This window comes from Serratia sp. X10 (genome assembly GCF_017811775.1).
GTDB lineage: Bacteria > Pseudomonadota > Gammaproteobacteria > Enterobacterales > Enterobacteriaceae > Serratia > Serratia ureilytica.
The window spans coordinates 197,172-222,607 of the sequence record NZ_JAEIOH010000006.1 but is presented as its reverse complement, the minus strand read 5'-3'; the positions used below and the strand labels follow the sequence as shown (position 1 = coordinate 222,607).

The 25,436-nt window shown below is 55.5% G+C and carries 28 protein-coding genes, 1 other RNA gene and 1 pseudogene; 22 read left to right on the top strand and 8 right to left on the bottom strand.

Going from position 1 to position 25,436, the window contains the following annotated elements:
* Nucleotides 1-12 precede the first annotated feature (12 nt).
* Nucleotides 13-1,758 carry a sulfatase gene (locus tag J9788_RS19410; protein WP_182265568.1) on the bottom strand — a complete coding sequence of 582 codons (1,746 nt, stop codon included), beginning with the start codon at nt 1,756-1,758 and terminating at the stop codon, nt 13-15.
* A gap of 30 nt (nt 1,759-1,788) precedes the next feature.
* Nucleotides 1,789-3,201, bottom strand: a complete 1,413-nt coding sequence (locus tag J9788_RS19405; RefSeq protein ID WP_182265567.1) for a PTS transporter subunit EIIC — start codon at nt 3,199-3,201, stop codon at nt 1,789-1,791.
* A gap of 331 nt (nt 3,202-3,532) precedes the next feature.
* Here J9788_RS19405 and J9788_RS19400 point away from each other — a divergent pair, with 331 nt between their 5' ends.
* The 3 genes from J9788_RS19400 (at nt 3,533) to J9788_RS19390 (ending at nt 5,937) form a co-directional block, all read left to right on the top strand.
* A complete protein-coding gene (locus J9788_RS19400) occupies nt 3,533-4,549 on the top strand; it encodes a S1C family serine protease (protein ID WP_182265566.1) in 1,017 nt (338 codons plus the stop codon).
* A gap of 151 nt (nt 4,550-4,700) precedes the next feature.
* The gene (locus J9788_RS19395; protein ID WP_182265565.1) at nt 4,701-5,465 is read left to right on the top strand and encodes a winged helix-turn-helix domain-containing protein; all 765 of its coding nucleotides are present in this window, start codon (nt 4,701-4,703) and stop codon (nt 5,463-5,465) included.
* A complete protein-coding gene (locus J9788_RS19390; RefSeq protein WP_046897826.1) occupies nt 5,449-5,937 on the top strand; it encodes a hypothetical protein in 489 nt (162 codons plus the stop codon). The genes J9788_RS19395 and J9788_RS19390 overlap by 17 nt, the downstream gene beginning before the upstream one ends.
* 42 nt (nt 5,938-5,979) lie before the next feature.
* Here the strand turns inward: J9788_RS19390 and J9788_RS19385 are convergent, their stop codons facing one another.
* Nucleotides 5,980-6,696, bottom strand: coding sequence for a winged helix-turn-helix domain-containing protein (locus tag J9788_RS19385; protein WP_182265564.1), 717 nt, complete (start codon nt 6,694-6,696; stop codon nt 5,980-5,982).
* Nucleotides 6,697-7,108: 412 nt separating this feature from the next.
* Here J9788_RS19385 and J9788_RS19380 point away from each other — a divergent pair, with 412 nt between their 5' ends.
* The 12 genes from J9788_RS19380 to J9788_RS19325 all read left to right on the top strand — a co-directional run bounded on the left by J9788_RS19380 (nt 7,109) and on the right by J9788_RS19325 (nt 17,996).
* Nucleotides 7,109-7,663, top strand: coding sequence for a fimbrial protein (locus J9788_RS19380; protein ID WP_182265563.1), 555 nt, complete (start codon nt 7,109-7,111; stop codon nt 7,661-7,663).
* A gap of 100 nt (nt 7,664-7,763) precedes the next feature.
* Nucleotides 7,764-8,306 carry a fimbrial protein gene (locus J9788_RS19375; RefSeq protein WP_182265562.1) on the top strand — a complete coding sequence of 181 codons (543 nt, stop codon included), beginning with the start codon at nt 7,764-7,766 and terminating at the stop codon, nt 8,304-8,306.
* Nucleotides 8,307-8,370: 64 nt separating this feature from the next.
* A complete protein-coding gene (locus tag J9788_RS19370; RefSeq protein WP_182265561.1) occupies nt 8,371-10,914 on the top strand; it encodes an outer membrane usher protein in 2,544 nt (847 codons plus the stop codon).
* A gap of 14 nt (nt 10,915-10,928) precedes the next feature.
* Entirely contained in the window at nt 10,929-11,675 is a 747-nt protein-coding gene (locus tag J9788_RS19365) for a fimbria/pilus periplasmic chaperone (protein ID WP_182265560.1), read from the top strand.
* A 35-nt stretch (nt 11,676-11,710) separates the two neighbouring features.
* Nucleotides 11,711-12,361 carry a fimbrial protein gene (locus J9788_RS19360; protein ID WP_241427904.1) on the top strand — a complete coding sequence of 217 codons (651 nt, stop codon included), beginning with the start codon at nt 11,711-11,713 and terminating at the stop codon, nt 12,359-12,361.
* Between the two features lie 13 nt (nt 12,362-12,374).
* Nucleotides 12,375-12,878: a fimbrial protein gene (locus J9788_RS19355; protein ID WP_182265559.1), complete on the top strand. Its 504-nt coding sequence runs from the start codon at nt 12,375-12,377 to the stop codon at nt 12,876-12,878.
* Between the two features lie 12 nt (nt 12,879-12,890).
* Nucleotides 12,891-13,382 (top strand): fimbrial protein, encoded by a 492-nt coding sequence (locus J9788_RS19350; protein WP_182265558.1) that lies wholly within the window; start codon nt 12,891-12,893, stop codon nt 13,380-13,382.
* A 12-nt stretch (nt 13,383-13,394) separates the two neighbouring features.
* On the top strand, nt 13,395-13,925 hold the full coding sequence (locus J9788_RS19345; protein ID WP_182265557.1) for a fimbrial protein: 531 nt from the start codon (nt 13,395-13,397) through the stop codon (nt 13,923-13,925).
* 9 nt (nt 13,926-13,934) lie between these two features.
* Complete coding sequence (locus J9788_RS19340) at nt 13,935-14,774, top strand: hypothetical protein (protein WP_182265556.1); 840 nt, start codon at nt 13,935-13,937, stop codon at nt 14,772-14,774.
* Between the two features lie 173 nt (nt 14,775-14,947).
* Nucleotides 14,948-15,520 carry a helix-turn-helix transcriptional regulator gene (locus J9788_RS19335; RefSeq protein WP_227414702.1) on the top strand — a complete coding sequence of 191 codons (573 nt, stop codon included), beginning with the start codon at nt 14,948-14,950 and terminating at the stop codon, nt 15,518-15,520.
* A gap of 326 nt (nt 15,521-15,846) precedes the next feature.
* Nucleotides 15,847-16,263, top strand: coding sequence for a DUF2946 domain-containing protein (locus tag J9788_RS19330; protein ID WP_227414665.1), 417 nt, complete (start codon nt 15,847-15,849; stop codon nt 16,261-16,263).
* 71 nt (nt 16,264-16,334) lie between these two features.
* A complete protein-coding gene (locus J9788_RS19325) occupies nt 16,335-17,996 on the top strand; it encodes a DUF2534 family protein (protein WP_182265554.1) in 1,662 nt (553 codons plus the stop codon).
* Nucleotides 17,997-18,051: 55 nt separating this feature from the next.
* On the opposite strand, the gene J9788_RS19320 is transcribed toward J9788_RS19325, so the two are convergent.
* Entirely contained in the window at nt 18,052-18,987 is a 936-nt protein-coding gene (locus J9788_RS19320; protein WP_182265553.1) for a LysR family transcriptional regulator, read from the bottom strand.
* Between the two features lie 135 nt (nt 18,988-19,122).
* On the opposite strand from J9788_RS19320, the gene J9788_RS19315 reads away from it, so the two are divergent.
* The 5 genes from J9788_RS19315 to J9788_RS19295 all read left to right on the top strand — a co-directional run bounded on the left by J9788_RS19315 (nt 19,123) and on the right by J9788_RS19295 (nt 22,421).
* On the top strand, nt 19,123-19,776 hold the full coding sequence (locus J9788_RS19315) for a DUF3313 domain-containing protein (RefSeq protein ID WP_074055577.1): 654 nt from the start codon (nt 19,123-19,125) through the stop codon (nt 19,774-19,776).
* 38 nt (nt 19,777-19,814) lie between these two features.
* Entirely contained in the window at nt 19,815-20,159 is a 345-nt protein-coding gene (locus J9788_RS19310; RefSeq protein WP_046897814.1) for a DUF3302 domain-containing protein, read from the top strand.
* Nucleotides 20,160-20,168: 9 nt separating this feature from the next.
* The gene (locus J9788_RS19305; RefSeq protein ID WP_182265552.1) at nt 20,169-21,305 is read left to right on the top strand and encodes an HlyD family secretion protein; all 1,137 of its coding nucleotides are present in this window, start codon (nt 20,169-20,171) and stop codon (nt 21,303-21,305) included.
* Nucleotides 21,306-21,589: 284 nt separating this feature from the next.
* Nucleotides 21,590-22,237: a hypothetical protein gene (locus tag J9788_RS19300; RefSeq protein ID WP_064581110.1), complete on the top strand. Its 648-nt coding sequence runs from the start codon at nt 21,590-21,592 to the stop codon at nt 22,235-22,237.
* Nucleotides 22,238-22,265: 28 nt separating this feature from the next.
* Entirely contained in the window at nt 22,266-22,421 is a 156-nt protein-coding gene (locus tag J9788_RS19295) for a hypothetical protein (RefSeq protein WP_241427902.1), read from the top strand.
* 163 nt (nt 22,422-22,584) lie between these two features.
* Here J9788_RS19295 and J9788_RS19290 read toward each other — a convergent pair.
* From J9788_RS19290 to smpB, 3 genes and pseudogenes are all read right to left on the bottom strand, one after another.
* Nucleotides 22,585-22,788 (bottom strand): annotated as a pseudogene (locus tag J9788_RS19290) (integrase arm-type DNA-binding domain-containing protein); the annotation flags it as partial.
* 204 nt (nt 22,789-22,992) lie between these two features.
* Nucleotides 22,993-23,356, bottom strand: a transfer-messenger RNA (tmRNA) gene (ssrA, locus tag J9788_RS19285).
* Nucleotides 23,357-23,405: 49 nt separating this feature from the next.
* Complete coding sequence (gene smpB / locus J9788_RS19280; RefSeq protein WP_016929804.1) at nt 23,406-23,888, bottom strand: SsrA-binding protein SmpB; 483 nt, start codon at nt 23,886-23,888, stop codon at nt 23,406-23,408.
* A gap of 161 nt (nt 23,889-24,049) precedes the next feature.
* Here smpB and J9788_RS19275 point away from each other — a divergent pair, with 161 nt between their 5' ends.
* Nucleotides 24,050-24,484, top strand: a complete 435-nt coding sequence (locus tag J9788_RS19275) for a type II toxin-antitoxin system RatA family toxin (RefSeq protein ID WP_004929096.1) — start codon at nt 24,050-24,052, stop codon at nt 24,482-24,484.
* Nucleotides 24,477-24,761: an RnfH family protein gene (locus J9788_RS19270; RefSeq protein ID WP_004929098.1), complete on the top strand. Its 285-nt coding sequence runs from the start codon at nt 24,477-24,479 to the stop codon at nt 24,759-24,761. Before J9788_RS19275 ends, J9788_RS19270 begins: the two co-directional genes overlap by 8 nt.
* A gap of 117 nt (nt 24,762-24,878) precedes the next feature.
* Here the strand turns inward: J9788_RS19270 and bamE are convergent, their stop codons facing one another.
* Complete coding sequence (bamE, locus tag J9788_RS19265; RefSeq protein ID WP_044030646.1) at nt 24,879-25,217, bottom strand: outer membrane protein assembly factor BamE; 339 nt, start codon at nt 25,215-25,217, stop codon at nt 24,879-24,881.
* Between the last annotated feature and the right edge of the window lie 219 nt (nt 25,218-25,436).

Below are 25,436 nucleotides of genomic sequence, written 5' to 3'. Positions count from 1 at the left end.
CGGGGCGACCTCTCAATCAAGCCGCATTTCCAGCGCCAGTTTATAAAACACGCTGGCGTGCTGTTCAGGTGGGACTTCTTGCTGCACGAAGGCCCACAGATCGGCGGTGGTCCATGAGGATTTGGCGGAAGCATTCAGTTTATCAATTATTGCCGTTTGATGAGTGCCTTCCAGATGTTGCGTCAGGGCCAACATACCGTAGCGCAGTTGCGGCGCATAATCTTTGAAGGCCGGCACCCAGTCCGGATCGGCGCCCAGCAGCGGAGAGGCGGGCGCCGACAATTGATAGCGAGGCCAGAGTTCCTGCGGCGCGTCGCTTTGTTTCAGTATGCAACGGATGGCGGACAGCAGGCGTTCGGCGACGGCGGCGTCCCGGCACTGACGATCCTGCTTCGGATTTTCCGCCAGGTCATACAGTCGGTGCCCGAAGCGATCGGCGCCCCGGGTCATCACCGAAGAGGCAGGGATGCGCAACACCTGGCAGCCCTTGGTGAAACGGAATCCCGGATGCAGCGTCATGTGCCGGAGTTCTTCAGGGGACAGCCGGCGGTTGATGCTGGTGGGCATCAGGGTGTATTCGAACAGGTTCTCGGCGCCGTGTACCTGCGGTGAACGCATATAGACATAGCGGCCGTCGGTAATGTTTATATGGCAGCCGTGGTAGCCGAACAGCGCATAGTCGCGTATCGGCGTATCGTCGCAAATCGCCGGCACCAGAGAGGCGCCCTGCATATCCGCCGGTTTGTCCAGCTTGAAGAAATCCAGCAGCGTGGCAGGAATGTCGATGGTTTGCGCCAGCGCCTGCCGCGATTCGCCGCGATAAGGGTGCTCGGGATGCCAGATGAAGAAGGGAATATTCGCCACTTCGTTATACAGCGGCATGATGTTTTTGCCCCACCACTCATGCTCCCCCAGCAGGAAACCATGGTCGGTGTTGACGATCAGCAGGGTATCCCGCCATAAATCGTATTTGTCCATGTAGTCCAGGACCTTGCCGACATAGTCGTCCACCATGGTCAGCAAGGCCAGGTAGTATTTCTGAATGGCGTCCTTGCGTTCTTCGCTTTCGGTGACGAAGTAATAGGGCGGCCAGCCATCGAAAACGCTGGCGTCGTCAATGCCGTACATCCGCAGGTATTTTTCCGGCACGAAAAATGGCTCGTGGGGATCGAAGCACTCCAGTTGCAGGAACCAGTTATCGGCCGCGTGGTTCTCGTCGATGAACGCCAGGCCTTTCTGGATGGTTCTGGCCAGCGGGTGATCCTGTTCGTCCTTCATAAACTGCACGTTAATTTGATGCTGCGTGCGGCTGGCGATGCGGCGTTGCTTGATCTCTTCCGGTTCGCCGGACTCATACTGATAAACCGGCTTATCGACCACGCCCTTCCAGGCATCGCCCTCTTGCCCGCGCACGAATTCATAGGTGCTGTAACGGGAGTGGTAGGTGGCGCCGCCGTCACGCCAGTAATGCTTGTGATCGGTGACCAGATGGGTGTGGATACCGTGCTTTTTCAGAATCTCCGGCATGGAGTCGTCAAAGGGCTCCAGCGGCGACCAGGAACGGTGCAGGAAATTGTAGCGGCCGGTATGGATCTCGCGCCTGGCCGGCATGCAGGGCATGCTGCCGACGTAGAAATTGTCGAAACGCACCGTTCTTTCTTTCAGCCGCTGGAAGTTGGGCGTGATGGCCCGGTCGCTGCCATAGGCGGACAGCAGATGCTTGTTCAGTGAATCGAACATCAACATGATGGCTTTCATTTTTGCTCCCTTAAACTGTTTGCCGTCCCGTCAGACGCTTTCCCGATCGTATTTGCGCAGCTTGCCCGTGATGTAGGTCAGCACAAAGGCCGCCAGGCAGCCGGTGAGCCAGGCGAAGATATACTGCAGATATTTGCCGTCGGCGATCAGCGGCAGGGCCGACAGACCTGCGGCGCCGACCCCATTGGTGGAGACGCCGAGCAGCACGACCATCATGCCGCCAAAGCCGGCGCCGATAGAGCCGGTGATAAAGGCGAATCCCGCCGGAATATTCACGCCGAAGATGGTGGGTTCTCCTACGGCGAGGATCGAAGTGGGAATGGCGCCTTTGGCGATCTTTTTCATCACCGGATCGCGGGTGAGCAGCAGCACCGCCGTGGCGGCGCCGACCATGCCTGCATTGGACATGATCTGGATGGCGAACAGCGGGGCATGCCCGGTCGCATTGATCATCTCCAGATGGATCGGGAACAGGCCATGGTGCAGACCGAGCGAAATCAGGAACGGGAACAGCGAGGCCAGCACGAAGCCGGCGGCCAGGCCACCCGTGGCCAGCAGGCCGTTCAAACTGTGCAGAATGCCGTTGGACAATAGGCCGGCGACGGGCATGATGGCGAACAGCAAGGCGCCGGACATCACCGTCAGCACGATCGTCGGCGTCAAGACCACGTCCAGAATGTCGGGCACGATGCGACGCACCTGTTTTTCCAGCACGCACATTAGCCAGACGCAGAAAATAACGCCGATCAACCCGCCCTGGCCGGGGATTAACCCCAAAAGCGGCAGTTGGGGCGCGATGGTGATGGCGCCCAGCAGGCCGCCCATGATGGCGTTGCCGCTAAACTCTTTCGCCGTGGTGACACCGGTATAGATGGCCAGGAAGCTGAACAGCGCTTTGGAAACGATATCAAGGAACTGGCTCAGGCCCAGCAGATGGCGCTGATCCAACACTATCTGGGCCGGAGAAAGCTCGCCGCTGGCCGCAATGGCGTGCGTCAGCGCATAGGAGGCGGCGGAGTTGACCAAGACGTTGTTCAGCCCCATCAAAATCCCGGCGGCGATCAGCGGCGGCAGGATGGGAACGAAAATGTTGGCGATGTGCTTCAACACGGCTTTGGTGCGCGTGGGTTTGCGGGATTTCTCGCGCGCCAGCGCCGCTTTTTGTTCTACGTCGCTCAGCGGCGCCGTTTGCGGGCCCGAGGCCAGCAGTTCATTGATTACCGTCGCCACTTTAGACGACTTGCCCGGGCCGACAATCACTTGCAAAGTATCGTCTTCCACCACGCCCAGCACGCCTTCGATGCCTTTGAGCGCCTGAATATTCACTTTTGCAGGATCGACCAGGGTCATGCGAACCCGTGTCATGCAGTTAGTGACATGGCGTAAGTTATTTAAACCGCCGCTGTGCTCAACAATGGCGCTGCCAACAAGAGGGTAGTTCATCCAGAGGTTCCTTTTGGTTGTTGTCGCCATTTGTTATAACAATATAATGTTATCATGTTTGTGAGGGCGATCATACAATGCCGTTTTTTTATGCAGGAACGGAACGAAATAATGCGTGTGATGGGTTTAAAATTTAATTAAATCAGCATGTTGTTTTTTTGGTGAGTTTGAAAGGTTTGCAGGGAAGGAGGAAAGGCGTTCAAACCAGAGGGAGCAGAGATTTGAGTCTGAGGCTGAGGCTGTTGACTACGTCAATTTTCGCTTGTCAGTGTATTTAACCTTCGGTATGAAGAATGTTCTTATAAAAACCATTTGCCATTTTGAGGGTACGATGAATAAAAAGGTTATTCATATGTTAATTGGCGTGTTTATTGGCGCAGTCGTCAGCACCCTCTATTTTAAGCAATTCGCTAACCAGAACCGGCAAAATGTGAATGAATTGTCACTGAGTATGGCGATAGAACGCGCGCTCCCATCCGTTGTATATATATATTCTAAAGATTGTAATGATGTTGTTTATGGTTGCCCGTTGGGCACCGGCGTTATTATGGACAATCGAGGGCATGTGGTGACGAATTATCATGTGGTCAATGGCGTCAAGAACATGGTGGCGCTGCTCAGCGACGCGACGGTAAGAGAAGCGATCGTCGTGGGCTACGACAAACTGACCGATTTAGCCGTGATGAAACTGGATCCTGCGGCGACCACGCCCATCCGTATCGATGAAAAAAAGAAAATCAAAGTCGGTGATTTTGTTTTGGCCATCGGCAATCCTTACAACCTGGTTGGCTCCGTTTCACACGGTATCGTCAGCGCCATTGGCCGCAGCGGCTTCGGCGTCATTGGCAGACAGACGTTTATTCAAACCGATGCGCCGATCAATAAAGGCAACTCCGGCGGGCCACTGGTTAATGCATCTGGAGAAATGATCGGCATGAATACGTCGGTTTTCTCGGTAGACCAGGATCTGAATAGCGTAAAAGGCATCAGTTTTGCCTTGCCGGTGCGCCTGGTGAATCAGGTAATGAAAAAAATCGTGGCGGATGGGCGAGTCATTCGCGGCTGCATCGGCGTGGAAGCCGCTAATGTCTCTGTGATTCATGGAAAACTGGGGGGGAGATATAATGTGCTGGTGACGGGGGTAAAACACGCGGGGGCTGCGAGCGACGCCGGTTTACAGGAAGGCGATGTCATTAATAAAGTGGCAGGAAAAGTGATTGATAATGCCCAGGAAGCTTTGAATATCTTTGCAGAGACGCCGCCGGGTCAATATGTTGAGGTTACGGTGGAAAGAAATGGTAAAAACAGGGTTTCATCGCTGAAGGTTGATGATTGTGATAACGAATAACCAAGGGGAATTCTCTGACAGAGAAAATAACATGATTTTTATAACTATTAAGTATAACACCATGTATTAAAAGGCTAATTCTTTTTTATTAAGAATATTCCTATAAAAATTGCGTTGTGATATCATTTTAGCGTTCAATAAGAGGTGCGCTATGGCTTATGTGATAAACAACAGAATTATTTACCGGGATGATATCTCTGAGCTCTGCGTTATTGATGATGAACAGGCTAAAGTTGCGTTAACGGCGACAGTTAATAGATTGTTGTTATTTTTTGTACGGAACGATAATAAAGTATTAAGCCGCGAGTTTTTGTTGAGCCAGGTTTGGGGCAGTTATGGCCAGATCGAGTCGGGCAATAATCTGAATAATGCGCTTTCTCAGTTACGCAAGGCGTTTACCGAACTGGGTGAAGGCGAAGTGTTAGTTACCTTGCCAAAGCAGGGGATTTTGCTTCAGGCGGGGGTTGCCCGCACTGATGAGACAGGGAACCAAGAAAATCCTGAATTGAATAAAGTTTTTATCGGGAAAGGGGGCGCCCGGCGGATAAAGTATTTGTGGCTCTGTGTCGCAATGGCCGTTTTTATCGGTGGCCTGGTGATGTTGGCTGTGGGGATGCGCCAGGTTTATATTCCGACGGCGCAGTTCATACCCGCTCAGCGTATTGCTAATTGTGAAATCGAAATAATTAACAGCCACCACAAGCTGGTGCACACGAATATTTCGGCGCAGGATGTAAAGAATACCCTCGAGGAAGGCGGCTTTGACTGCAATAAACCGGCAACGGTTTATTATTATAACGGCGGTGCGTTGGTTCTCAGCGCATTGCACTCTATGGCGACTTTTTTCGCCTATTGCCCAAAAAATGAAAAGAACATTAACGCAGCCTGTGAGAATGTCTATGTTTTCAAAAAATAAAAAAACAATAAAAGGGGTGTTTGCATCACTGATGATTCTTGGAGTTGTCTTTATATTTTTTGGTATCTACCTGCAGTTTTTTGCTCCGGTCATGCCGGAATGCAATGCGGTGATCCGCACCGATTATCATGATGAAAAACATTCGTTATCCAGAGTGTTGTTTGTCAGTATTGTCAATATAAATGCAAGGGAGAGCGCATTTATTATCAACGGCAGCGTGACCTATAATAATGAGCGTTTTACCATAGCGCGTACCATTACCATGACTTATACCGCGAATGAAGGGCGCTTCTTGCTGCGCCCGACAAACATCGTTCGACGCTCTAATGACGATAGTCACAATAATAAAGAAGTCGACAAGCTGTTCCCGGTGGTGGGGAAGGACATCTTGTTTACGGTCGAAAAGATCAATGATCAGCAATACATCTTTGCCGACAATCGTTCCCCCAATTTTATTTGCAACAAGCGTTGATGCCCTAACGGGGTACTATTCTGATGTCAGAAGAGATTATGCCTACTGTTGCAGCTTTACCGTTTTGCACGCAGACAGGCCCTGTCTGGGGCAGTAGGTCATCACGGCCGCTGTGCTGTCGTCATCGGCAACCTGATTGTATAAGTATACGCTGGCGTTGCTGTTGCAATCATAATCAAACTCGCTCAGCAACCGCCTGGCTGAGGAAATATCCTGCGTGCTGTCGATGGCGAACACGTTGCAGCTGCGATATTTACCGATAAAGCTCAGGTCGTTATTGGCAGTGTAATAATACAGCGCGGTGCCGATGGCGACAAAACCGGCGGCCAAAGGCAGGAGAAGCAGAATGAGCGGTTTTATACGTCGGGTGTTCTTTTCCGCCAACGGATGCGCTTTCGGCGTTTCGCCATTATCTTCATCCTTTTCTTCCCCTAAAAGGGTTATCGACTCGGCGACGAACTTGAATCCTTGGCGCGGGTAAGTAACCAGAATGTCATCCTGGCCTAACTGAGACAGCGTCTTGCGCAGCCCTGATATATAATTGCTCAGGTTATTGTTCGATGCCGTTAAACCATGATTATTCCATACCTCATCCAGCAACCGTTCCCTCTCCACAATTTCATTATTGTACTCAATAAACAACGACAGCAGCCGCTGTGAAGGTTTTAATAAAACCACCTCTTTATCGTTGCTTTTGCTGAGTGATAATGTCCCTTTATGCGCATCATAGATGATGGCGTTATTTATAATGTATTTCATGTTGCTCCCTGTAAATAATCTGTCCGTGCTTAATACTGTGGCTGCCGACATTTTTTTTCAACTCCCTCGCGGCTGTTGAAATTAGAATTTTCTTATATTGCGTGGATAATGGGTTAATTAAACCTGAATTGGTCGGTTTTTTTATTTACAAGGAGGTTAATCCGTACCCTTTTTTGGAGTTAAAATCTATTTTTAAGGTGTTTTATTTATACATATTCTTAATTTTGTTTAATTTGTAGTTTTATATTTCAAGAAGTGAGTTGTGGTAGTAGATTGTTCTCACTGGTTTGAAGGCCAGAAACAGAAGGTTTCCTGTGCTGATACGGAAATGGTGGTAAGCCGGGAAACATTATCTTCTACAGATAAAGTGAGTCTTATTTAACTCTTTCACTTACTAAGGAATGTAAGAACTATGAAACTGAATAAAATCATGATGGTGGCGGCGGTTGCCTTTGGTCTGTCTTCTACTGCGTTTGCGGCCGACCAGGGCCACGGTAAAGTGACTTTCACCGGCTCAATTATTGATGCGCCGTGCTCCATTAACCCGGATTCCATCGATCAGACCGTGGAACTGGGCCAGATCTCCAAGGCGGCGTTGGTGAGCGGCGGTAAATCTACGCCGCGCAACTTCTCCATCGCTCTGGAGAACTGCACCTTTGCCAATGATGAAAAGGGTAACCCGCTAAAAAACAAAGTGGCGCTGACCTTTACCGGTATGGAGTCCAACGCGACACCAACTAATGGCTTGCTGGGCATTACCGGTACCGCCAAGGGCGCCAGCGTCGCCATTACCGATGGCTCCGGTACGGTGATCAAGCTGGGTCAACCGACCAAGGCTCAGACACTGCAAGGCGGTTCTAACACCCTGAACTTCGCCGCTTACCTGCAGGGTGACGCTGCGTCTACCGCAGTCATCACCGAAGGTGAATTCCAGGCGGTGGCCGACTTTACCCTGGCGTATAACTAAGCCGCATTAATTTCTTCAATAATGAAGTGAATTAAACATGCCAATGCATGCGGGGTTCCCGCATGCATTTTTCAGGAACGTTTTATCAGGGAATAACGTTATGTGGATTAAAACCATGATATTTCCGCTGGCAGTTTGTTTATTTACCTTCACGGCTGTTACCGCGCAGGCGGCCGGTTCCGTTCAGGGCTGGGGCAGGGTAAATATGCAAGGTGCCATCATCGATACCGCCTGCGCCATTGCGGTCGAGAGTCGTTATCAGACCGTAGATATGGATGTTGTGCCGATAGCGGATATTATTCGCGACGGGCAAAGCCAAATGAAAACTTTCGCCATCGAACTGGTTAATTGCACGCTGGAACGGGCTAATAAAAATTCACCTGACTGGAAACAGTTTCAGGTGACCTTTGACGGCGATGCCGAGGAGGGGTTATTTGGCGTGCGCGGCGAGGCATCGGGCATTGCGCTGCAAATCAGCGACGCCGCCGGCAATATTGCCACGCCGGGTTACCCGATGCCGCGCGGCGACATTATCCCCGGAAATATGCGGCTGAATTACGCCCTGAAATTAGTCGCCAATAATCATACGCCGAAGGCCGGTGATTATTTCTCGGCCGTCCGTTTCAAACTGGATTATTTCTGAGGCCGGCGGTGAAGACTGATTACAAGAGCACAGGGATAAAAAATAATTATAAGGGATTCGGAGCATGAATATATCGCCTGCCGGGAAACTGGCGCGTCTTCAGGTATTGGGAGTGTGCATCGCCCTGGCGCTCGGATCTCCCGCGACGCTGGTGTATGCCGCCGATGACATTCAGTTCAACACCGACGTGCTGGACGTGCATGACCGCAAGAACATCGATCTGAGCCAGTTCTCGCGCGGCGGCTACATCATGCCGGGCACCTACGGCATGGTGGTGCACATCAACAAAAACGATTTGCCGGAGCAGCAGATCCCGTTCTACCCGCCGGAGGACGACCCGAACGGCAGCCGCGCCTGCATCAGCCAGGCGCTGGTGGCGCAACTGGGCCTCAAAGAGGGCGTGATGAAAGACCTGCGCTGGTGGCACCAGGGCGAGTGCCTGGATGAGAGCAGCGTGGCGGGGATGGAGACGCGGGGTGATTTGGCCACCTCGTCGCTGTACCTGAATATTCCGCAGGCGTTTCTCGAGTACACCGCCGAGAACTGGGACCCGCCGTCGCGCTGGGACGAGGGCATTCCGGGGCTGCTGTTCGACTATAACCTCAACGCCCAGAGCCAGCATCAACAACGCAGCGGCAGCCGCGGTTACAGCCTGAGCGGCAACGGCACGGCGGGGGCAAATATGGGCGCCTGGCGCCTGCGGGCTGACTGGCAGGGCAGCCTCAGCCACCAGACCGGCAGCGGGCAGCCGACCGACAAGCGGCTGGACTGGAGCCGCTACTACGCCTACCGCGCGCTGCCGGCGCTGCGCTCGAAGCTGACGCTGGGCGAGAGCTACCTGGATTCCGGCATGTTCGACAGCTTCCGCTTTACCGGCGCCAGCCTGGTGTCGGATGACAACATGCTGCCGCCCAACCTGCGCGGCTATGCGCCGGAGGTGGTGGGGGTGGCGAAGACCAACGCCAAGGTGGTCATCAGCCAGCAGGGGCGGGTGATTTACGAGACCACGGTGGCGGCCGGGCCGTTCCGCATTCAGGACATCAACGACGCGGTGAGCGGCGAGCTGAACGTGCGGGTGGAGGAGCAGGACGGCAGCGTGCAGGAGTTCGTGATGAACACCGCCAGCATCCCGTACCTGACGCGCCCCGGCTCGGTGCGCTTCAAGCTGGCGGCGGGCAAGCCGTCGGACTGGGAACATCGCTCGCAGGGGCCGCTGTTCGGCACCGGCGAGTTCTCCTGGGGGGTAAGCAACGGTTGGTCGCTGTACGGCGGCGCGCTGGCGGGCGGCGACTATAACGCGTTGTCGCTGGGGCTCGGGCGTGACCTGATGGTGTTCGGGGCGCTGTCATTCGACGCGACCCAGTCGCGGGCGCGGCTACCGCAGGAGGAGGGGACGCTGAGCGGCGGTTCATACCGTCTGAGTTATTCGAAGAGCTTTGATGAGTACGACAGCCAGGTGACCTTCGCCGGCTACCGCTTCTCGGAGCAGGATTTCATGAGCATGAGCGAGTACCTGGACGCGCGCTATTACGGCAACCGCAACGGCAGCGGCAAGGAGATGTACACCGTCTCCTTCAACAAGCAGTTTCGCGACTGGGGGCTGAGCAGCTACCTCAACTACAGCCATGAGACCTACTGGGACCGGCCAGCCAACGACCGCTACAACCTGACGCTGTCGCGCTATTTCGATATCGACCGGTTCCGCAACCTGAGCTTGTCGCTGTCGGCCTACCGCAACCAGTACAACGGAATGAAGGACGACGGGGCCTACCTGTCGCTGTCGATGCCGTGGGGCGAGCGCGCGACGCTGAGTTACAACACCACGGTGAACCGCAACGACAGCACCCACCGGGTGAGTTACTACGACCGGCTTGATGAGCGCAGCAACTACCAGCTGAGCGCCGGCACATCGCGCAGCGGTGCCAACGCCAGCGGCTACTACACCCGCGAGGGCGATATCGCGCGGCTGAGCGCCAACGCCAGCTACCAGGAAGGGCGCTACAGCGCGGTGGGATTGAGCGCCCAGGGTGGCATGACGCTGACGGCGGAGGGCGGGGCGTTGCACCGCAGCGGCATGGCGGGCGGCACGCGGATGCTGATCGACACCCAGGGGGTGGCGGACGTGCCGGTGCGCGGCTACGGGCGCACCAGCCGCACCAACGCCTGGGGCAAGGCGGTGATCGGCGACGTGAACAGTTACTACCGCAACAAGGCGAGCATCGATCTGAACCAGCTGGGCGACAACGCCGAGGCGACCACATCGGTGGTGCAGGCGACGCTGACCGAGGGGGCCATCGGTTACCGGCAGTTTGACGTGATAGCGGGGGCTAAGGCGATGGCGGTGATCAAGCTGGCGGACGGCAGCGAACCGCCGTTCGGCGCCACGGTGCAGAACGGCCGCAAGCAGGAGACCGGCATCGTCAACGACGGCGGCAGCGTCTATCTCAGCGGTATCCAGCCGGGCGAGGCGATGACGGTGCGCTGGAACGGGGCGGCGCAGTGTGAAGTGCGCATGCCAAGCCCGCTGCCGGCAGAGATGTTGATGAATACCCTGTTGTTGCCTTGCCATTCGTTGCCGGCAACAACGGAAAACACTGAATTACAGTAATTGGAGTTAATGACATGCACCAACAACTTAAATTTTCATTCGGCACGGCGGCCCTGCTGGGCGCCCTGACGGTCTCGCAGGCCCAGGCGGCCATCGCCCTGGATCGTACGCGGGTGATTTTCGATGGCAGCCAGAACTCGGTGAGCCTGAGCGTCAGCAACCAGAACAAGCAGTTGCCGTATCTGGCGCAGGGCTGGATTGAAGACGAGCAGGGTAACAAGATCCAGAGCCCGCTGACGGTGCTGCCGCCGGTGCAGCGCATCGAGCCGGGTAAGCCCAGCCAGGTGAAGATCCAGGCGCTGCCGGCGGCCAAACAGCTGCCGCAGGACCGCGAAACGGTCTACTACTTCAACCTGCGCGAGATCCCGCCGAAAAGCAGCAAACCGAATACCCTGCAGATCGCGTTGCAGACGCGCATCAAGCTGTTCTATCGCCCGGCGGGGCTGGGCATCGACACCAATGCGCCGCCGCCGCAGGAGCAGCTGACGCTGACTCGCCAGGGCGACAAATACGTGGTGAACAACCCGACGCCGTACTACGTCACCCTGGTGGATGCGGGCAGCAGCAAGAGCGTGCCGGTGAAAGCGTTCGAACCGATGATGGTGCCGCCGAAGGGCAGTGCGCCGCTGACGGTGAGCGCGGCGAGCGTGGGCAACAGCCCGGTGCTGACCTACGTCAACGATTACGGCGGCCGCCCGCAGCTGAGCTTCAGCTGCAGCGGCACTATCTGCAAAGTGGTGCCAGAGAAGAAAGGCGCCTGACCGGCGCGCACAACCCTAAGTGGACAGGAGGATAAATGGCAAGGGAGCTGATGGCGGAACGCGCTTACTGGATAAGCGAGCTGCGATATTACGCCGTGCTGGCGGCGCTGGCCATGATGGCACCATTGAGCCTGACCGCGCTGCTGTGGCTGCTGCCGCCGGCGCAGGCGGCGGACAACTGGGAAGTCGACGGCGCCAACGGCACATTGTATGTCCACGGCGCCCTGACCGAGAGCGCCTGCCGGCTGGAGATGACCAGCGCGCGGCAGGATATCGCGCTGGGCGAGGTGGGCACCGGGCAACTGAAACAGGTTGGCGATCGCGGCACGCCGGTGCGCTTTGAGCTGCGGCTGGCGGACTGCCTGCGCAGCCCGGCGGGCAGCCGCGACCTGCGCACCGGCGGGCGGATCTGGGCCGAAAACCAGCCGGCGGTGACGGTCAGTTTTCGGGCGATTCGCGATGCGGATAACCCGCAGCTGATAAAGGCGCAGGGGGTCTCGGGTCTGGGGCTGCGCATGGAAACCGTGCGGGGTGAAGACGTGCGGCTGGGCAGCCGGGGCAAGCCGCTATTGCTGACGCCGGGGCAGAACAGCCTGAGCTACGTCATCACGCCGGAGCGCACGGCGGCCAACCTGGCGGCGGGCAGTTACCGGGCGGCGGTGGATTTTCACCTGAGCTATGACTGAGGCGGGGCGAAGTATGGATGGCGTAAGAATAAAGGCGAACCACCGACAGATTGTCCGCTGCCTGAGGGCGCTGCTGGTGGTTATGCCGCTGAGTGTCCAGGCGGCGACCACGGTCACGGTTAAGGTGACCATCGTGGCGCCACCGCCGTGCGTGATTAACGGCAATCGGACGATCGAGGTGAATTTCGGCGAAGTAATGACCACTCGGGTAGACGGCAAAAATTACCGCGTACCTGTGAGTTACTCCCTGTCTTGTTCCGGACAGAGTAAAAATGCGATGAAGCTGCAGGTACAGGGCACCGGCGCGGCTTTCGACACATCGGCGTTGAAGACCACTAAAACCGGACTGGGGATCCAGCTGCAGCAGGGGAGCAGCAATCTGGCGCTCAACAGTTGGTTGAATTTTACCTACCCAAATACGCCGGAACTGTGGGCGGTGCCGGTGAAGCAAAGCGGCGTGACCCTAAGCGGTGGCGAATTCACGGCAGGTGCCACAATGAAGGTGGCCTATCAGTAACCGGAGCGAAGCATGAATGACAAAATAAAAGCCCTGCTGCTGATTGGCACCCTGTCTGGCGCATCATCTGTGGCGTTGGCCGAAGGCGAAATGACGTTTCGTGGCACGCTGCTGACGCCGCCGCCGTGCCGGATTAACGACAACAATCAGGTTGAGGTGGATTTCGGCGAACGGGTCGGCATCAACAAGGTAGACGGGGTGAACTACCGTCAGGCGGTGAATTACCAAATCACCTGCGACAGTGCGAGCGGCGGTAGTTGGGGGCTAACGCTGAGCCTGAGCGGAACCGCCAGCGGGTTTGATAAACAGGCGCTAGCGACCAACAAAAGCGATTTAGGGATCCGCGTATATCGCGATGATCAACCGTTTACGCCGGGCAGTACGTTGAAGATCACGCTGGATAACCCGCCGCGGCTGGAGGCGGTGCCGGTGAAAAAAGAGGGCGCCGCGCTGATCGAAGGGGCGTTCGAGGCCTGGGCGACGCTGCAGGCCGATTATCAGTAACGGGGAAAGGCGATGAAAAAGAGAATCGGCAATTGTCTGGTAGCCACGGTACTGCTGTTGGCAGGCGAGGCTGCGCTGGCGGCCAACAACCTGCGCCTGCATGGCGCGCTGGTGGCGGAGCCGTGCGTGATCCCGCCGGGGGAGGAGGAGATCACGCTGGATTTTGGCACCATCATCGACAAGTACCTGTACCTCAATACCCGCACGCCGGGGCAGAGGTTTGAAATTCATCTGGCTGAATGCGATCTGAGCCTGGGTAAAACGGTGACGGTGACGCTGTTGGGAACGGAAAGCGTGGCGCTGCCTGGCCTGCTGGCTCCTGCCGGCGGCAGTATAGCCAAGGGAATTGCTATCGGGTTGGAGACGCCGGCGGGCAAGGCGCTGCCGCTCAATCAGGGCGGTGATAAGCAGGGCCTGCAGGCCGGCGGCAATGCCCTGGCGTTGCAGGCCTATGTGCGCGGCGAACCGCAGGCGCTGGAGCGCAAGACGATTGGGCTCGGGGCGTTCAGCGCGGTGGCGACTTTTAGTCTGGCTTATGAGTAGGTTACAGATATGAAAATGGGAATAAAGATATTGGCGCTGTTTTTTGTGTTCTATTCTTCTGCGGCGTTTTCTTTGGCTTATGAAATGAAGGTACAGGGTGGGATAGGGCTAAATGAATGGGGCAGCGTTACTCGGTGGACATATGATCGTTTGAGCATTGAATCATGGGATATTAATGATGATACACCTAATCCTATGTCAGAGGGTTCTTATTTCGAGGCAAGAGATGATAACCTATATTTTGTCTATAATGATGACTACAATAGTAACGAGACCCCTAGCGAACCCTCGTATACCGTTTCTGGAGCGAGGAAAGCAAAAACAATGGGGGAGTTGGGTCAGCTTTTTATAGCTCAAGGGTATCTTGGAAAGGAAATTACTGGTATTAGAATATCCCGTTGGTACTGGAACTCTTGTTATAGGTTTAAATATTATAGTAAAAGAGTCGGAGCTATAGGGTTTGTCGGTGAAAGATGTACTCCTGCAGAGACTCCTCCCGCCATTTGCAGGGTTAATGAGCCCTATGTGGAAATAAATCATGGCGTTCTGGCGCCGGCCAAGATTAATGGTCATTCCGCTTATGCTGATTTTCACATTACATGTTCTTCACAAATGTCGGTTATTGTAGGATCGCAGGCAAAGGTCAATTCGGTGACGCTGTCTTCGTCCAATGGCGGTAAGTTACGCAGCGATCTCACGATTAATGAAAGTAAGTTGGGTGATGGCGTTAAGGTTGTTGCTTCGACGTCGCCAACCCGTTTAAGGCTTTCTTCAACTTTAAGCAATTACGATGCTCAGTCGGTAGGAGAGTTCTCTGGCAGTTTGCCGGTTATTATTTCCATTCCTTAATTTTTATTAGGATGGATGCAGAGGATATATGGGAATCAGGAGATTCAATGAAGGTGCTTCTGCTAACCGCCATGTATGCATTTGAATAATTTCCATAAGATCAAAGACTGTTCTGCCTGGTTGCTTTTTCTGATTTTTATAATTTAAGAGGAAATGCAAGGAGCTTGCTGATTATGATTAACATTGCCCTGCTGGGAAAGGATGCTTTTATTTCTCAGGGACTGATATTCTTTCTGGTGGAATATTTTTGCGGCAAGAATAAACGAGTGCAGTTTGTTAATCAAAGTCGCCTGGACAGCGCCGACATTATTTTTTACGACGCTAGCCGGCCTATGGCCCGTTTGATTGGTGAGGCGCAGCGTGCAGGCATGAAAGATTGCATCGTTTTTTCACTGTGTGAGGGGATAAATAGCCTGGCGACGTGGCGGCTGGGACGACTGCAGAAAACGCTGCCCAAGCGCGGCGATCTGCAGCAGCTGCGTTTTTATTTAGATGCATTATGGCATGAACGAGAAATATCTGGTTCGGACGGGGAGGCGTTTTCCGAGGAGGGGACGCTGACGGTGCGGCAGCAGCAGATTATGCGGCTGCTCTCCAAAGGCGTCAGCCCCGCGGATATTTCAGTGCGTCTGAATATCAGCATTAAAACCGTCAGTTCCCACCGTGGGGCCGTGATGAAAAAGTTCGGTTTTAACCGCAAAGTTGAACTCTATAACTGGCTGATTTTGCGTGGCAATGAGCTGTAAATGGATTTTTGAATACAAGGTGCATTGATGATTTTATTGTTTTTGGCGTTATTGCTGTTGTTGCTGAGTTTGTTTTCATTCTATATGCACTATAAAACGGTTAAGAAAAAGAGGCTCAATATAAACACCCAGGGCATGATTGGGAGGGCAGCAAGAAAGAAGCGTCGGCCGGCAATCCGTCGTCGTGTCGAGAGCCTATAGCGGATACCAAATCGTTAGCGGGAGATCTCCCTGATCCCACACGTTTCGCTTTTCATTCACCTCACCGTTCATTGAGGTTACACTGGCCGCTTGTTCGCAACCGACCGGGTTAATTCACCGCTGCGATGAGAGTGCCACGCCAGCTACAGCAACGCTTTGCCGCCTGCATCGCCATTATGGCGGTGCTGTTGCTGTTTGTGGCGCCGGTGGTGTCGAAATCGCTGATGCACCATCAGATGATGAGCGGCATGGCGCAGCCGGCAGCTACCATGCAGCATGAGATGCACGGAATGGTGATGCCCGCCGCCGAACATGCCGGCCACCATGGCATGGATCCGGCAGAGATGATCTTCTGCGGCTATTGCGAGCTGCTGATCCACGTGCCGCTGCTGCTGTGGGCATTCGTCCCGCTGCTGTGGCTGATGACGCGCATCGCGCGCCTGCCTTGCGCGCCGCGCATCGTCCCCCCGCCCCTTCGGCGCCTTACTCTGCGGCCGAGCCCGCGCGGGCCGCCCGACCAGCCGTTTTTCCTTATTGCTTGATCATGGGTAACGCCGTCCGTATCGCTGCGGACGGTTTGCCTGCGCGCACAGTTTGAAAAACGAGAAAGGCCATGTCTTCAATAACCAAAACTCCACCTGCCGCATCGCCGCGTGGCGCGATGCTGAACCTGATCAGACGGCTGCATTTCTATATCGGCCTGCTGGTTGCCCCTTTTATTTTTGTCGCCGCACTGACCGGCACGCTGTATGTGCTGACCCCGCAGCTTGAAGAGGCGCTGTATCGCGATGCGCTGTCTACCGAGCCGCACGGGCAGGCGAGATCGCTGGCCGACCAAATCGCCGCCGCCCGCCGTGAGGCGGGTGCCGAGGCGCGCATTTACGCCGTGCGCCCGGCGCCCAGCGCAACGGACACCACTCGCGTGCAGTTCGCGAGTGCCGATCTTGGCGCTTCCGAGTCGCGCGCGCTGTTTGTCGATCCTTACACGTTGGCGATCAAGGGCGACATGACGGTGTACGGCACCTCCGGCGTGTTGCCGCTGCGCACCTGGCTGGACAAGCTGCACAGCAGCCTGCTGCTCGGCGATCTGGGCCGCAATTACAGCGAGCTCGCGGCCTCCTGGCTGTGGGTGGCCGCGTTGGGCGGCGTGGCGCTGTGGCTGGCGACGCGGCCGAAGCGCAAGCTGAAAAGGGCAAAAGGGGGCTTTGCCGCCAGCCGCCATTGGCATATCACGCTGGGTGTGGCGCTGCTGGCCGGGCTGCTGTTCTTCTCGGCTACCGGGCTGACCTGGTCGCAGTGGGCCGGCGGCAACATCGACGCGCTGCGGGCCAACCTGGGCTGGCTGACGCCGCAGGTCAACACCAGCCTGCAGGCCGATGCGCCGCAGACGCCGGCCGATCCGCACGCCGAGCACCGCGGGATGATGCCGGGCATGAAGATGGGCCCTGCCGCGCAAAGCAATGCGCTGAACGGCGATTGGGATCGGGCGCTGCATGCCGCGCGCGCCGCCGGAATAGACGCCGCTAAGGTCGAGCTTCGCCAGCCGAAAGGCGAGGGCAAAGCCTGGACGGTGACCGAAGTGGATCGCAGCTGGCCGACGCAGGTGGACGCGGTTGCCATCGCGCCGCAAAGCTTCGCCGTCGTCGATCAGGTGTGGTTCGACACCTTCCCGCTCATCGCCAAGCTGACCCGCTGGGGCATCGACGCCCACATGGGCATTCTGTTCGGCTTGCCGAATCAGCTGCTGCTGGCGGCGTTTGGCCTTGGGCTGTGCCTGACGATCGTGCTGGGTTACCGCATGTGGTGGCTGCGCCGCCCGGCGGCGGGGGTGCAGCATCCGGTGCATACGCTGGTTGCCGCCTGGCTGGCGCTTTCCCTGCCGGCGCGCGCCGTCACGCTGCTGGTGGCAGCGGCGCTGGGTTATTGCCTGCCGGTAATGGGTGTGAGCCTCGCGGCGTTGCTGCTGGTGGACGTAGGGCGCTGGCGCGGCCAGCGGCAAGGGCTTCGGGACGAAACGCCGGAAGCGGCCGCCCGCCGCGCCGAGGTGCGCAAGTTCCGCGCGGCGGTGGCGACAGTGGCGGTGGCGGTCGGCTGCGTGATGGGCCGGGCGATCCTCGGCGGCACCGTCGAACAGTTTCAGCTGCCGATCGGTGACTGGAGCGCCCAGATGGTGATCATGCAGAGCCTGATGGTGCTGCTGTATACGCTGGTGTTCACCCTGCTGCTTTCCATTCCGCTGTGGTATTTCTTCCTGGGGGAAAAAGAGGGGCGGTGAGGTATTTTGCGCTGATGTGATGCGTTAAACCCCGCTGTGGCGGGGTTTTTCTTGGCTATATCAGCCGGTGTGCGTGCAGTTTGACGCTTTCCATGATGCTGTCCATCGTCACCTGCACGCGGTGCGGCAACACGCCGCGCCGGCGGTAGATCAGGTAGGCCTGCATATCGATGCCGCGCTCGCGCGCCAGGCAGGGCAGCAGCGTGCCGGCATCGAGCTCGGCGGCGACGGAATAATATGGGGCGTAGACGATGCCCAGGCCCTGTTTGGCCAGCTCGATCGCCGGCAGAATGTTATCACAGACGCTGGCGCCGTTGATCTCGACCTGCACCAACTCCCCCTGCGCACTGTAGCCGCTCCAGGTATTGCGAATGCCGCCCAGCATGCGCAAGGTAATGCAGCGATGCTGCGACAGTTCATCCAGCTCATTCAGCGGCGAGCGGGCGATGTAATCCGGCGCGGCGAACAGCCCGACGCGAAAACGGGTAAAGGGCCTGGCGATCAGGCTTTCGTTTTGCGGCTGGAAGAAGCTGATCAGCAAATCGCAGTCGCTGTCGAACACCGCACCATACTTTTTTTCGCGTTCATCGGGATTGCGGGTCACCAGATCGACCGTCAGTTCCGGCGCGGCATGCAGCAGCGGCGGCAGCAAATAGCTGGCCAGGAACGCGTGGATACCGATCGGCGCGCCGAGCGTGACCATGCCGCTCAGGCTGCGCTTATAGGTGCCGGACATATCGAGCAGATCGCTATGCTCGTCCAGCAGCAGTGCGGCGCGGCGCAAGAATTGTTCGCCGAACTCGGTCAGTGACAGAGTGCGCGGGCTGCGCAGAAACAGTTCCAGACCCAGCCGGCGTTCCAGTGAGGTGAGCGCGCGCGACACATTGGACTGTGGCATATCCAACAGCTGCGCCGCTTTACTGACGCTCGCCGTTTCGGCGATGACGCGGACGATCCTCAGTTCTTCTATGCGGAAGTCTTTCTCTTTCACTGGCCGGCTCTTATGAGTTTGTATATCAAAAATGATATACTTCTTTGGCGGTATTGTCATATGACTTATCACGGATGGGTGGGTATCATTCGATTTGATTATTTGCTATCCACATAAATAAAGAGAAATCCGTCAATGAAAGTGACAAGAACGGTGATTTTACCTGCGCTGTTATTATTGGCTGCGTGCTCGTCCGCCGTGACCGAAAAAGAAAAATACTCGACCTTTCTGACCAATTATAACGATATCAATAAAGGTCAATCCGCATCCGGCAAAGACGTTTTATATTGGAAAGATAAGAACGTCGATTTTTCCCGTTACCAATATTTGGTTTATCAGCCGATGATCTATTTCCCGCGGCCGAAACCGAGCGAAATGGTCAGCCAGCGCGCGCTCGACAATATCCTGAATTACACCAACCAGCAGTTTAAGCAGGCGATGGGCACCCACTTTACGCTGGTGGACATGCCGCGGGAGCATACGCTGATTTTCCGCGGCGCCATCACGGCGATCGACACGCAGAAGAAAGGGCTGCAGGTCTATGAAGTCTTGCCAATCACGCTGCTGATCGCCGCGACGCAAAGCGTAACCGGGCACCGCACCATGGAGAGCGCGGTCTATATGGAAGGCGAGTTTATCGATGCCGCGACCAATCAGCCGGTGATTAAAGTGGTGCGTAAGGCTTCGGGAGAAAATCTTAATAATGAGAAAGCACAGCTGAAAGTCACCGACGTGAAAAACGCCATCGATACCATCGCCAACGACATCAGACAATATAACACGCTATAGAGATTATTTATTTCCATTATTCTCAACCAGGACTTTACATGTTTCTAAACTATTTTGCTTTAGGCGTACTGATCGCGGTATTCCTGATTCTATTCTACGGCGTCATTATTATTCATGACATTCCCTATTTACTGGCGAAAAAGCGCCAGCATCCGCATCAGGATGCGATTCACGTTGCCGGTTGGGTCAGCCTGTTTACGCTGCACGCCATTTGGCCGCTGCTGTGGATCTGGGCGACGCTCTATCGGCCGGAACGCGGCTGGGGCATGAGTGAAAGGCCGGAACCCTCAACGGATCTGCAGGTGCGCATCGCACTGCTCGAAGCCGAATTACAACGCCTGCAGGAAAAGCCGACGGCGGTTCCCGGCCCCACGGTGAGTTGAGCGTAGCCTATGGATTTACTTATTATTCTCAGCTACGTGGCGCTGAGCTACGGCGTATTTAAACTGTTCCGCATTCCGGTCAACAAATGGACCGTGCCGACTGCGGTGCTTGGCGGAATATTTATCGTCGGCGCCTTGATTCTGACGATGAACTACAACCATCCGTACAGCGATCGGGCGCAGAAAATTGCCGTGTCGGTGCCGATGGTGCCGCAGGTCTCGGGCATGATCGTTGAGGTGACGGAGAAAACCAACGTGCTGCTGCGCAAAGGCGAGGTGTTGTTCCGGCTCGACGACAGCCGCTACCGCGCGCGGCTCACCAGGCTGGAAGCGGATCTGGCCGGGGCGGAGGCGGAGATCAGAACGCGCCGGGCGGCGCTTAGCGAGTCTGCCGCCAACGTGCAGCGGGCGAACGTGGAGTTTGAGCGCGCCCGTAAAGATTACCAGCGCTACGCGAAAGGGGCGGCCATGCCGGTCAATCCGTTTTCGGAGCAGGACGTCAGCCATGCGCAGCAGCAGTATCAGGCGCAGTCCGCCGCGCTGCAGGCGGCGAAAGCCCAGTTCCAGCAGGAACAGGCGCGGTTGTCCGGGCGCTATGACGGCGAAGACGCCACGATAGCCAGCCTGAAATCGCAAATAGCCGAAGCGCGTTACAACCTGGAACAAACGGTGGTGCGTGCGCCGAGCGATGGCTATGTCACGCAGGTGCTGGCGCGGCCGGGCACGGCGGCGGTTCGCCTGCCGTTCAAACCGGTGATGATCTTTATCCCGCAGCAAAAGCGCCAGGTGGTGGCGGTGTTCCGCCAGAACGCCATCCTGCGTTTGGCGCAGGGGGATCAGGCTGAAGTGGTGTTCAACGGCTTGCCGGGACAGGTTTATGGCGGCACCGTGAGCCGGGTGTTGCCGGCGATACCGGACGGCAGCTACCAGGCCAGCGGCGCACTGCAGGGCCTGAGCGCCACGCCGGGCCGGGAAGGGGTGTACGTAATGATCGATCTGGCAGCCAACCCGGATCTGGATCATCTGCCCGACGGCGTGAGCGCCCAGGCGGCGGTCTATACCGGGCACTTCGAGCACGTCTCCGTGATGCGCAAAGTGCTGCTGCGCATGACCAGCTGGCTGCATTACCTCTATCTGGATCACTAGCCTGCATCGGTCCGGGGGAGCCCGGGCCGTGGTGTAAGTATCCCTGCAAACACCCCGATAAACTGAAGAGATTGAAAATAATTTCAGTATTTTTCAGTTTTTGGATCGCGTAGCGTTATGGTTGAAAATCATATGGAAATACCGCCAGAACGCAGCGGGCCAGCACCCGCAAAGATCGTAGGGGAAAAGCGTCTGTACAATGCAACTGAAGAATGCGTGAATTGGTAATCGAGCTCTGGTTTGGTTATTCTCTGAGCTGGACACATTTTGCTTAAGGAAAGTGAATGGACGCAAAGCAAGTTGCATATGGAATTTTGGATGGAATTTCGACTATTCCCAGCGGGATGTATCATGGCGTCGTTCGCACTTGGCAGGGGGCTGGATTGGCTGGTAGTAGCCTCAAGACTAGAAACCAAGAAGAAACAGAACGTTTCGCCCGTATGGTCAAGTCGATGGGTAACAGCGAAGAACCCTTGCGACGCCTGATTACTATTGTGATCACTGATTTCTATCAGAAATTAGACGCTAGCGGCAAAGAGTCCATCAATAATAAACTAGCCTATGGTGCTGGTCGTCTTGGTGGACGAACTGGGGGCCAATTTGCATTGGCGCAATTTGCGGCTCACATGATGCTAAGGAAAGCGACCTCTGCATTAGCGTATAAACAATTTGTACGCTTTGGTGCTTCGTTCACTCTCAACCTTGTAATGTTACAGGGACTTATCGAAGAGGCAGCCCAAGCATCCCGACGAATGCAAGTTAAGTTTCCTCAAACATACCGGAAGGTGTCGGCGTTAAATTTAGATATGGCATATTTCTTGGTTGAGGAGCAACTAGAGCCGTATCTCCAATTCATTAACAGCCACCCTATGCTTTGTAAAGGTATTCAGAATGAACTCTGCAAAATCCTCTCTAACCAGAAAACTCACTAAGTATATAGGGTCAGGTGCTTCGCATGCTTTGGAAGCGATAGTAACCGGCTTTTGCGCGATTGCTGCTTTCATGTCGCTGTTCTTACTTGATGGGGCAGTGATGAAGGCTGCTGGCTTTGTTGGTTTCTTCGTTGCCGGCTATCTAGTCACCCTGGCTATTGCATGGCTGCGTGGGGAGCGGTAACAAAGTGGCGACGTAATTTTTGTGTCGCCATTACAAAGATTCCACTGTGCCAATCATTTCACCTACTGCATTCCCAAAGCTCTCGCGGGCCTGTTTTTTTACTGGATCTGTGCGGAGCCAGTCCAACTATAGGGCAGGATCGTCTACCGGGGTGGGGTCAGTCCAGCGTAACTGACGGGTAGGGGCCAATACTCTTTTTCGCTCGCTTCTTGGTGACGGGGCGAATGTAGCGAAATTGCCAGATTTTACTCCCGCTGGATTTGATCAGTAGCTCAAGGCCATCGCCATCATAGAGCACATAGTCCGCTTCCTTGGGTTTGGCAGATTCGATTTCCTTAACGGAGAGAGGTTTAGTTTGTCTTGCCATTGCCGAGTTTCCATAGTTTTAGGCACCTCAAAAACAATAAAGCTTTATGAGGTGCCTAACAAGGTGCCTAAAAGGTTCGGATTTAATTAGTTCAATTAGGACTTCGCGGGACAATTTGAGGGCACAAAAAAGCCCGCAGGGCTTGCGCCGTGCGGGCTCTTAGGACTTCATCGGATGACTCTGGTAATCACCGATGGAGAATTTTGGTGGAGCTGGGGGGATTTGAACCCCCGTCCGAAATTACTACACCGTCGGCACTACATGCTTAGTCCAATCTTTACATTCGCCGGCCAGCTGCGGATGGACACGCTACTGACAGACTAGCCTGATTGAGTTTAACGCTTCAGCCCCAGGCAGGACATCCACGCGATCTCTTTTGGGTTTGACCTCTCTTGATCCCCGTCCTAAGAGCGGAGGCTAGGGAGAGAGGGCTCTAAGCAGGGTATTAAGCTGCTAAAGCGTAGTTTTCGTCGTTTGCGACTATTTTTTTGCGGCTTTTTACGAGGCCAACCGCCCCTCGGCATGCTCCTAGGGCTTCGCAAATCCCGTCGAATCCAGAATCAGCCCCAAGTAACTTTGTGCAGTATACCAGAAGTTTACCTCGATAAGCCAGCGGCTTAACGATTGGCGTGCTTCATGATACGGGCTTTCGCCGTCTGCCATTCGCGATCTTTAATGTCATCGCGTTTGTCGTGCTCTTTCTTGCCTTTGGCTACGCCGATCTTGATCTTGCTCCAGGCATTTTTCCAGTACAGGGACAAGGCCACCACGGTGTAACCGTCGCGGTTGACGCGGCCGAGCAGGGTGTCCAGCTCGCGTCGGTTCAGCAGCAGTTTACGGGTACGCGTCGGATCGCACACCACATGCGACGAAGCCACGTTGAGCGGAGTGATGGTGGCGCCAAACAAATAGGCTTCACCGTCACGGAATGTCACGTAGCTGTCGCTGAGGTTGGCTTTGCCAGCACGCAGCGATTTAACTTCCCACCCTTGCAGCGACAGGCCAGCCTCGAACTCTTCTTCAATGAAGTATTCGAAACGCGCGCGCTTGTTTTGGGCAATGGTGGCGGAACCGGGTTTGTGTGCTTTTTTCTTTGTCATAGTGCGTTCATTATACTGGATGCTTCAGCGAAAGAAATCCTTTCCCGTTCAGCACCTGCGCAATTTTTCGCATTTTTGGTTCCCTCATCCCTTAGCAGATTTTTTGTTTGCCGCCAGATAAATGGTATTATCTGTACGTTTTATGTCTTACAGGAAATGATATGCCCCAGATCAGTCGGTCTGCATTAGTGCCGTTCAGCGCCGAGCAGATGTATCAGTTGGTTAACGATGTTCATTCTTATCCCGATTTTCTGCCAGGCTGCACCGGCAGCCGGGTGCTTAACGCTACCTCCAACGAGATGACCGCCGCGGTGGACGTCGCCAAGGCCGGTATCAGCAAGACCTTCACCACCCGCAATACGCTGCTGGATAACCAGAGCATCAATATGCAACTGGTCGATGGCCCGTTCCGCAAGCTGATGGGTGGCTGGCAGTTCACGCCGCTGAGCGAAGAGGCCTGCAAGGTGGAGCTGCACCTGGACTTCGAGTTCACCAACAAACTGATTGAGCTGGCGTTCGGCAAGGTGTTTAAAGAGCTGGCGGGCAGCATGGTGCAGGCATTCACCCAGCGGGCGAAAGAGGTATACAGTGTCTGACATCCAGGTCGAGGTGGTGTACGCCTTGCCGGAGCGGCAGTACCTGCGCAAGGTGAAGCTGGCCGAGGGCAGCAGCGTCGAGCAGGCGATCCAGGCTTCGGGCCTGCTGGAGCTGCGCCAGGATATCGATCTTAAAAGCAACAAAATCGGCATCTACAGCCGCCCGGCCAAGCTGGGCGATACGCTGAACGATGGCGACCGGGTGGAGATCTACCGGCCCTTGATCGCCGATCCGAAAGAGCTGCGCCGGCAACGGGCAGAAAAGGCAAAAAAATAAGGCGCTTATAGCGCCTTATTTTTTATCTGAAACTGATTTTCTCTTCCGCGTTGCAGCCTGCGACAGTCATGAGGAACACCTTGCCCCCTCATGGGCCGGAAGAGCGGGCGACGTCGATTACTTGGTCAGCGCCGGTTTGTTCTGGATGTCGGTCAACACGCCTGCGCTGTCGAAGGTCAGCGTCAGCGTCTGCTGGGTGATGTCTTCATGGCCAGGCTGCTGGCGGAACACATAGAACCACGTCTGAGTTCCGAACGGGTCTTGCAGCATTGGGGTGCCCAATGTGTAAGCGACCTGTTGCTGGGTCATCCCTTTCTGAATTTTCGCCACGTCGGTCGACGTCAGGTAGTTCCCCTGGTTGATGTCAGGACGATAAACCACCTTTTCAAAAGTAGAACAGCCTGCAGTCAGCATCACAAAAACTACAGCGGCGGCAGTCAGCGTTTTACAGCGCATAGTAATCACATTCCTTTAGGGCATAGGATGCCGATGATAATAGACCTTGCGGCAGTTGGAAACCTTTATACCCTTCATCTTTCACGTTGCGACGCATTGGCTTTCCTTCAGCACCTCAAGCGCTTGGCCTGTTTCAGGCCGTTGAGGAAGCTTAAGATCACCGCCGCGCCGCACTTTAGATATCTTTCGGGCCAACAGCGTCACTGTCAGACCGCAGGA

Coding starts and splice junctions, on each gene's coding strand:
- J9788_RS19410 (WP_182265568.1), bottom strand. CDS start 1,758: ATGAAAGCCATCATGTTGATGTTCGATTCACTGAACAAGCATCTGCTG.
- J9788_RS19405 (WP_182265567.1), bottom strand. CDS start 3,201: ATGAACTACCCTCTTGTTGGCAGCGCCATTGTTGAGCACAGCGGCGGT.
- J9788_RS19400 (WP_182265566.1), top strand. CDS start 3,533: ATGAATAAAAAGGTTATTCATATGTTAATTGGCGTGTTTATTGGCGCA.
- J9788_RS19395 (WP_182265565.1), top strand. CDS start 4,701: ATGGCTTATGTGATAAACAACAGAATTATTTACCGGGATGATATCTCT.
- J9788_RS19390 (WP_046897826.1), top strand. CDS start 5,449: ATGTTTTCAAAAAATAAAAAAACAATAAAAGGGGTGTTTGCATCACTG.
- J9788_RS19385 (WP_182265564.1), bottom strand. CDS start 6,696: ATGAAATACATTATAAATAACGCCATCATCTATGATGCGCATAAAGGG.
- J9788_RS19380 (WP_182265563.1), top strand. CDS start 7,109: ATGAAACTGAATAAAATCATGATGGTGGCGGCGGTTGCCTTTGGTCTG.
- J9788_RS19375 (WP_182265562.1), top strand. CDS start 7,764: ATGTGGATTAAAACCATGATATTTCCGCTGGCAGTTTGTTTATTTACC.
- J9788_RS19370 (WP_182265561.1), top strand. CDS start 8,371: ATGAATATATCGCCTGCCGGGAAACTGGCGCGTCTTCAGGTATTGGGA.
- J9788_RS19365 (WP_182265560.1), top strand. CDS start 10,929: ATGCACCAACAACTTAAATTTTCATTCGGCACGGCGGCCCTGCTGGGC.
- J9788_RS19360 (WP_241427904.1), top strand. CDS start 11,711: ATGGCAAGGGAGCTGATGGCGGAACGCGCTTACTGGATAAGCGAGCTG.
- J9788_RS19355 (WP_182265559.1), top strand. CDS start 12,375: ATGGATGGCGTAAGAATAAAGGCGAACCACCGACAGATTGTCCGCTGC.
- J9788_RS19350 (WP_182265558.1), top strand. CDS start 12,891: ATGAATGACAAAATAAAAGCCCTGCTGCTGATTGGCACCCTGTCTGGC.
- J9788_RS19345 (WP_182265557.1), top strand. CDS start 13,395: ATGAAAAAGAGAATCGGCAATTGTCTGGTAGCCACGGTACTGCTGTTG.
- J9788_RS19340 (WP_182265556.1), top strand. CDS start 13,935: ATGAAAATGGGAATAAAGATATTGGCGCTGTTTTTTGTGTTCTATTCT.
- J9788_RS19335 (WP_227414702.1), top strand. CDS start 14,948: ATGATTAACATTGCCCTGCTGGGAAAGGATGCTTTTATTTCTCAGGGA.
- J9788_RS19330 (WP_227414665.1), top strand. CDS start 15,847: ATGAGAGTGCCACGCCAGCTACAGCAACGCTTTGCCGCCTGCATCGCC.
- J9788_RS19325 (WP_182265554.1), top strand. CDS start 16,335: ATGTCTTCAATAACCAAAACTCCACCTGCCGCATCGCCGCGTGGCGCG.
- J9788_RS19315 (WP_074055577.1), top strand. CDS start 19,123: ATGAAAGTGACAAGAACGGTGATTTTACCTGCGCTGTTATTATTGGCT.
- J9788_RS19310 (WP_046897814.1), top strand. CDS start 19,815: ATGTTTCTAAACTATTTTGCTTTAGGCGTACTGATCGCGGTATTCCTG.
- J9788_RS19305 (WP_182265552.1), top strand. CDS start 20,169: ATGGATTTACTTATTATTCTCAGCTACGTGGCGCTGAGCTACGGCGTA.
- J9788_RS19300 (WP_064581110.1), top strand. CDS start 21,590: ATGGACGCAAAGCAAGTTGCATATGGAATTTTGGATGGAATTTCGACT.
- smpB (WP_016929804.1), bottom strand. CDS start 23,888: ATGACAAAGAAAAAAGCACACAAACCCGGTTCCGCCACCATTGCCCAA.
- J9788_RS19275 (WP_004929096.1), top strand. CDS start 24,050: ATGCCCCAGATCAGTCGGTCTGCATTAGTGCCGTTCAGCGCCGAGCAG.
- bamE (WP_044030646.1), bottom strand. CDS start 25,217: ATGCGCTGTAAAACGCTGACTGCCGCCGCTGTAGTTTTTGTGATGCTG.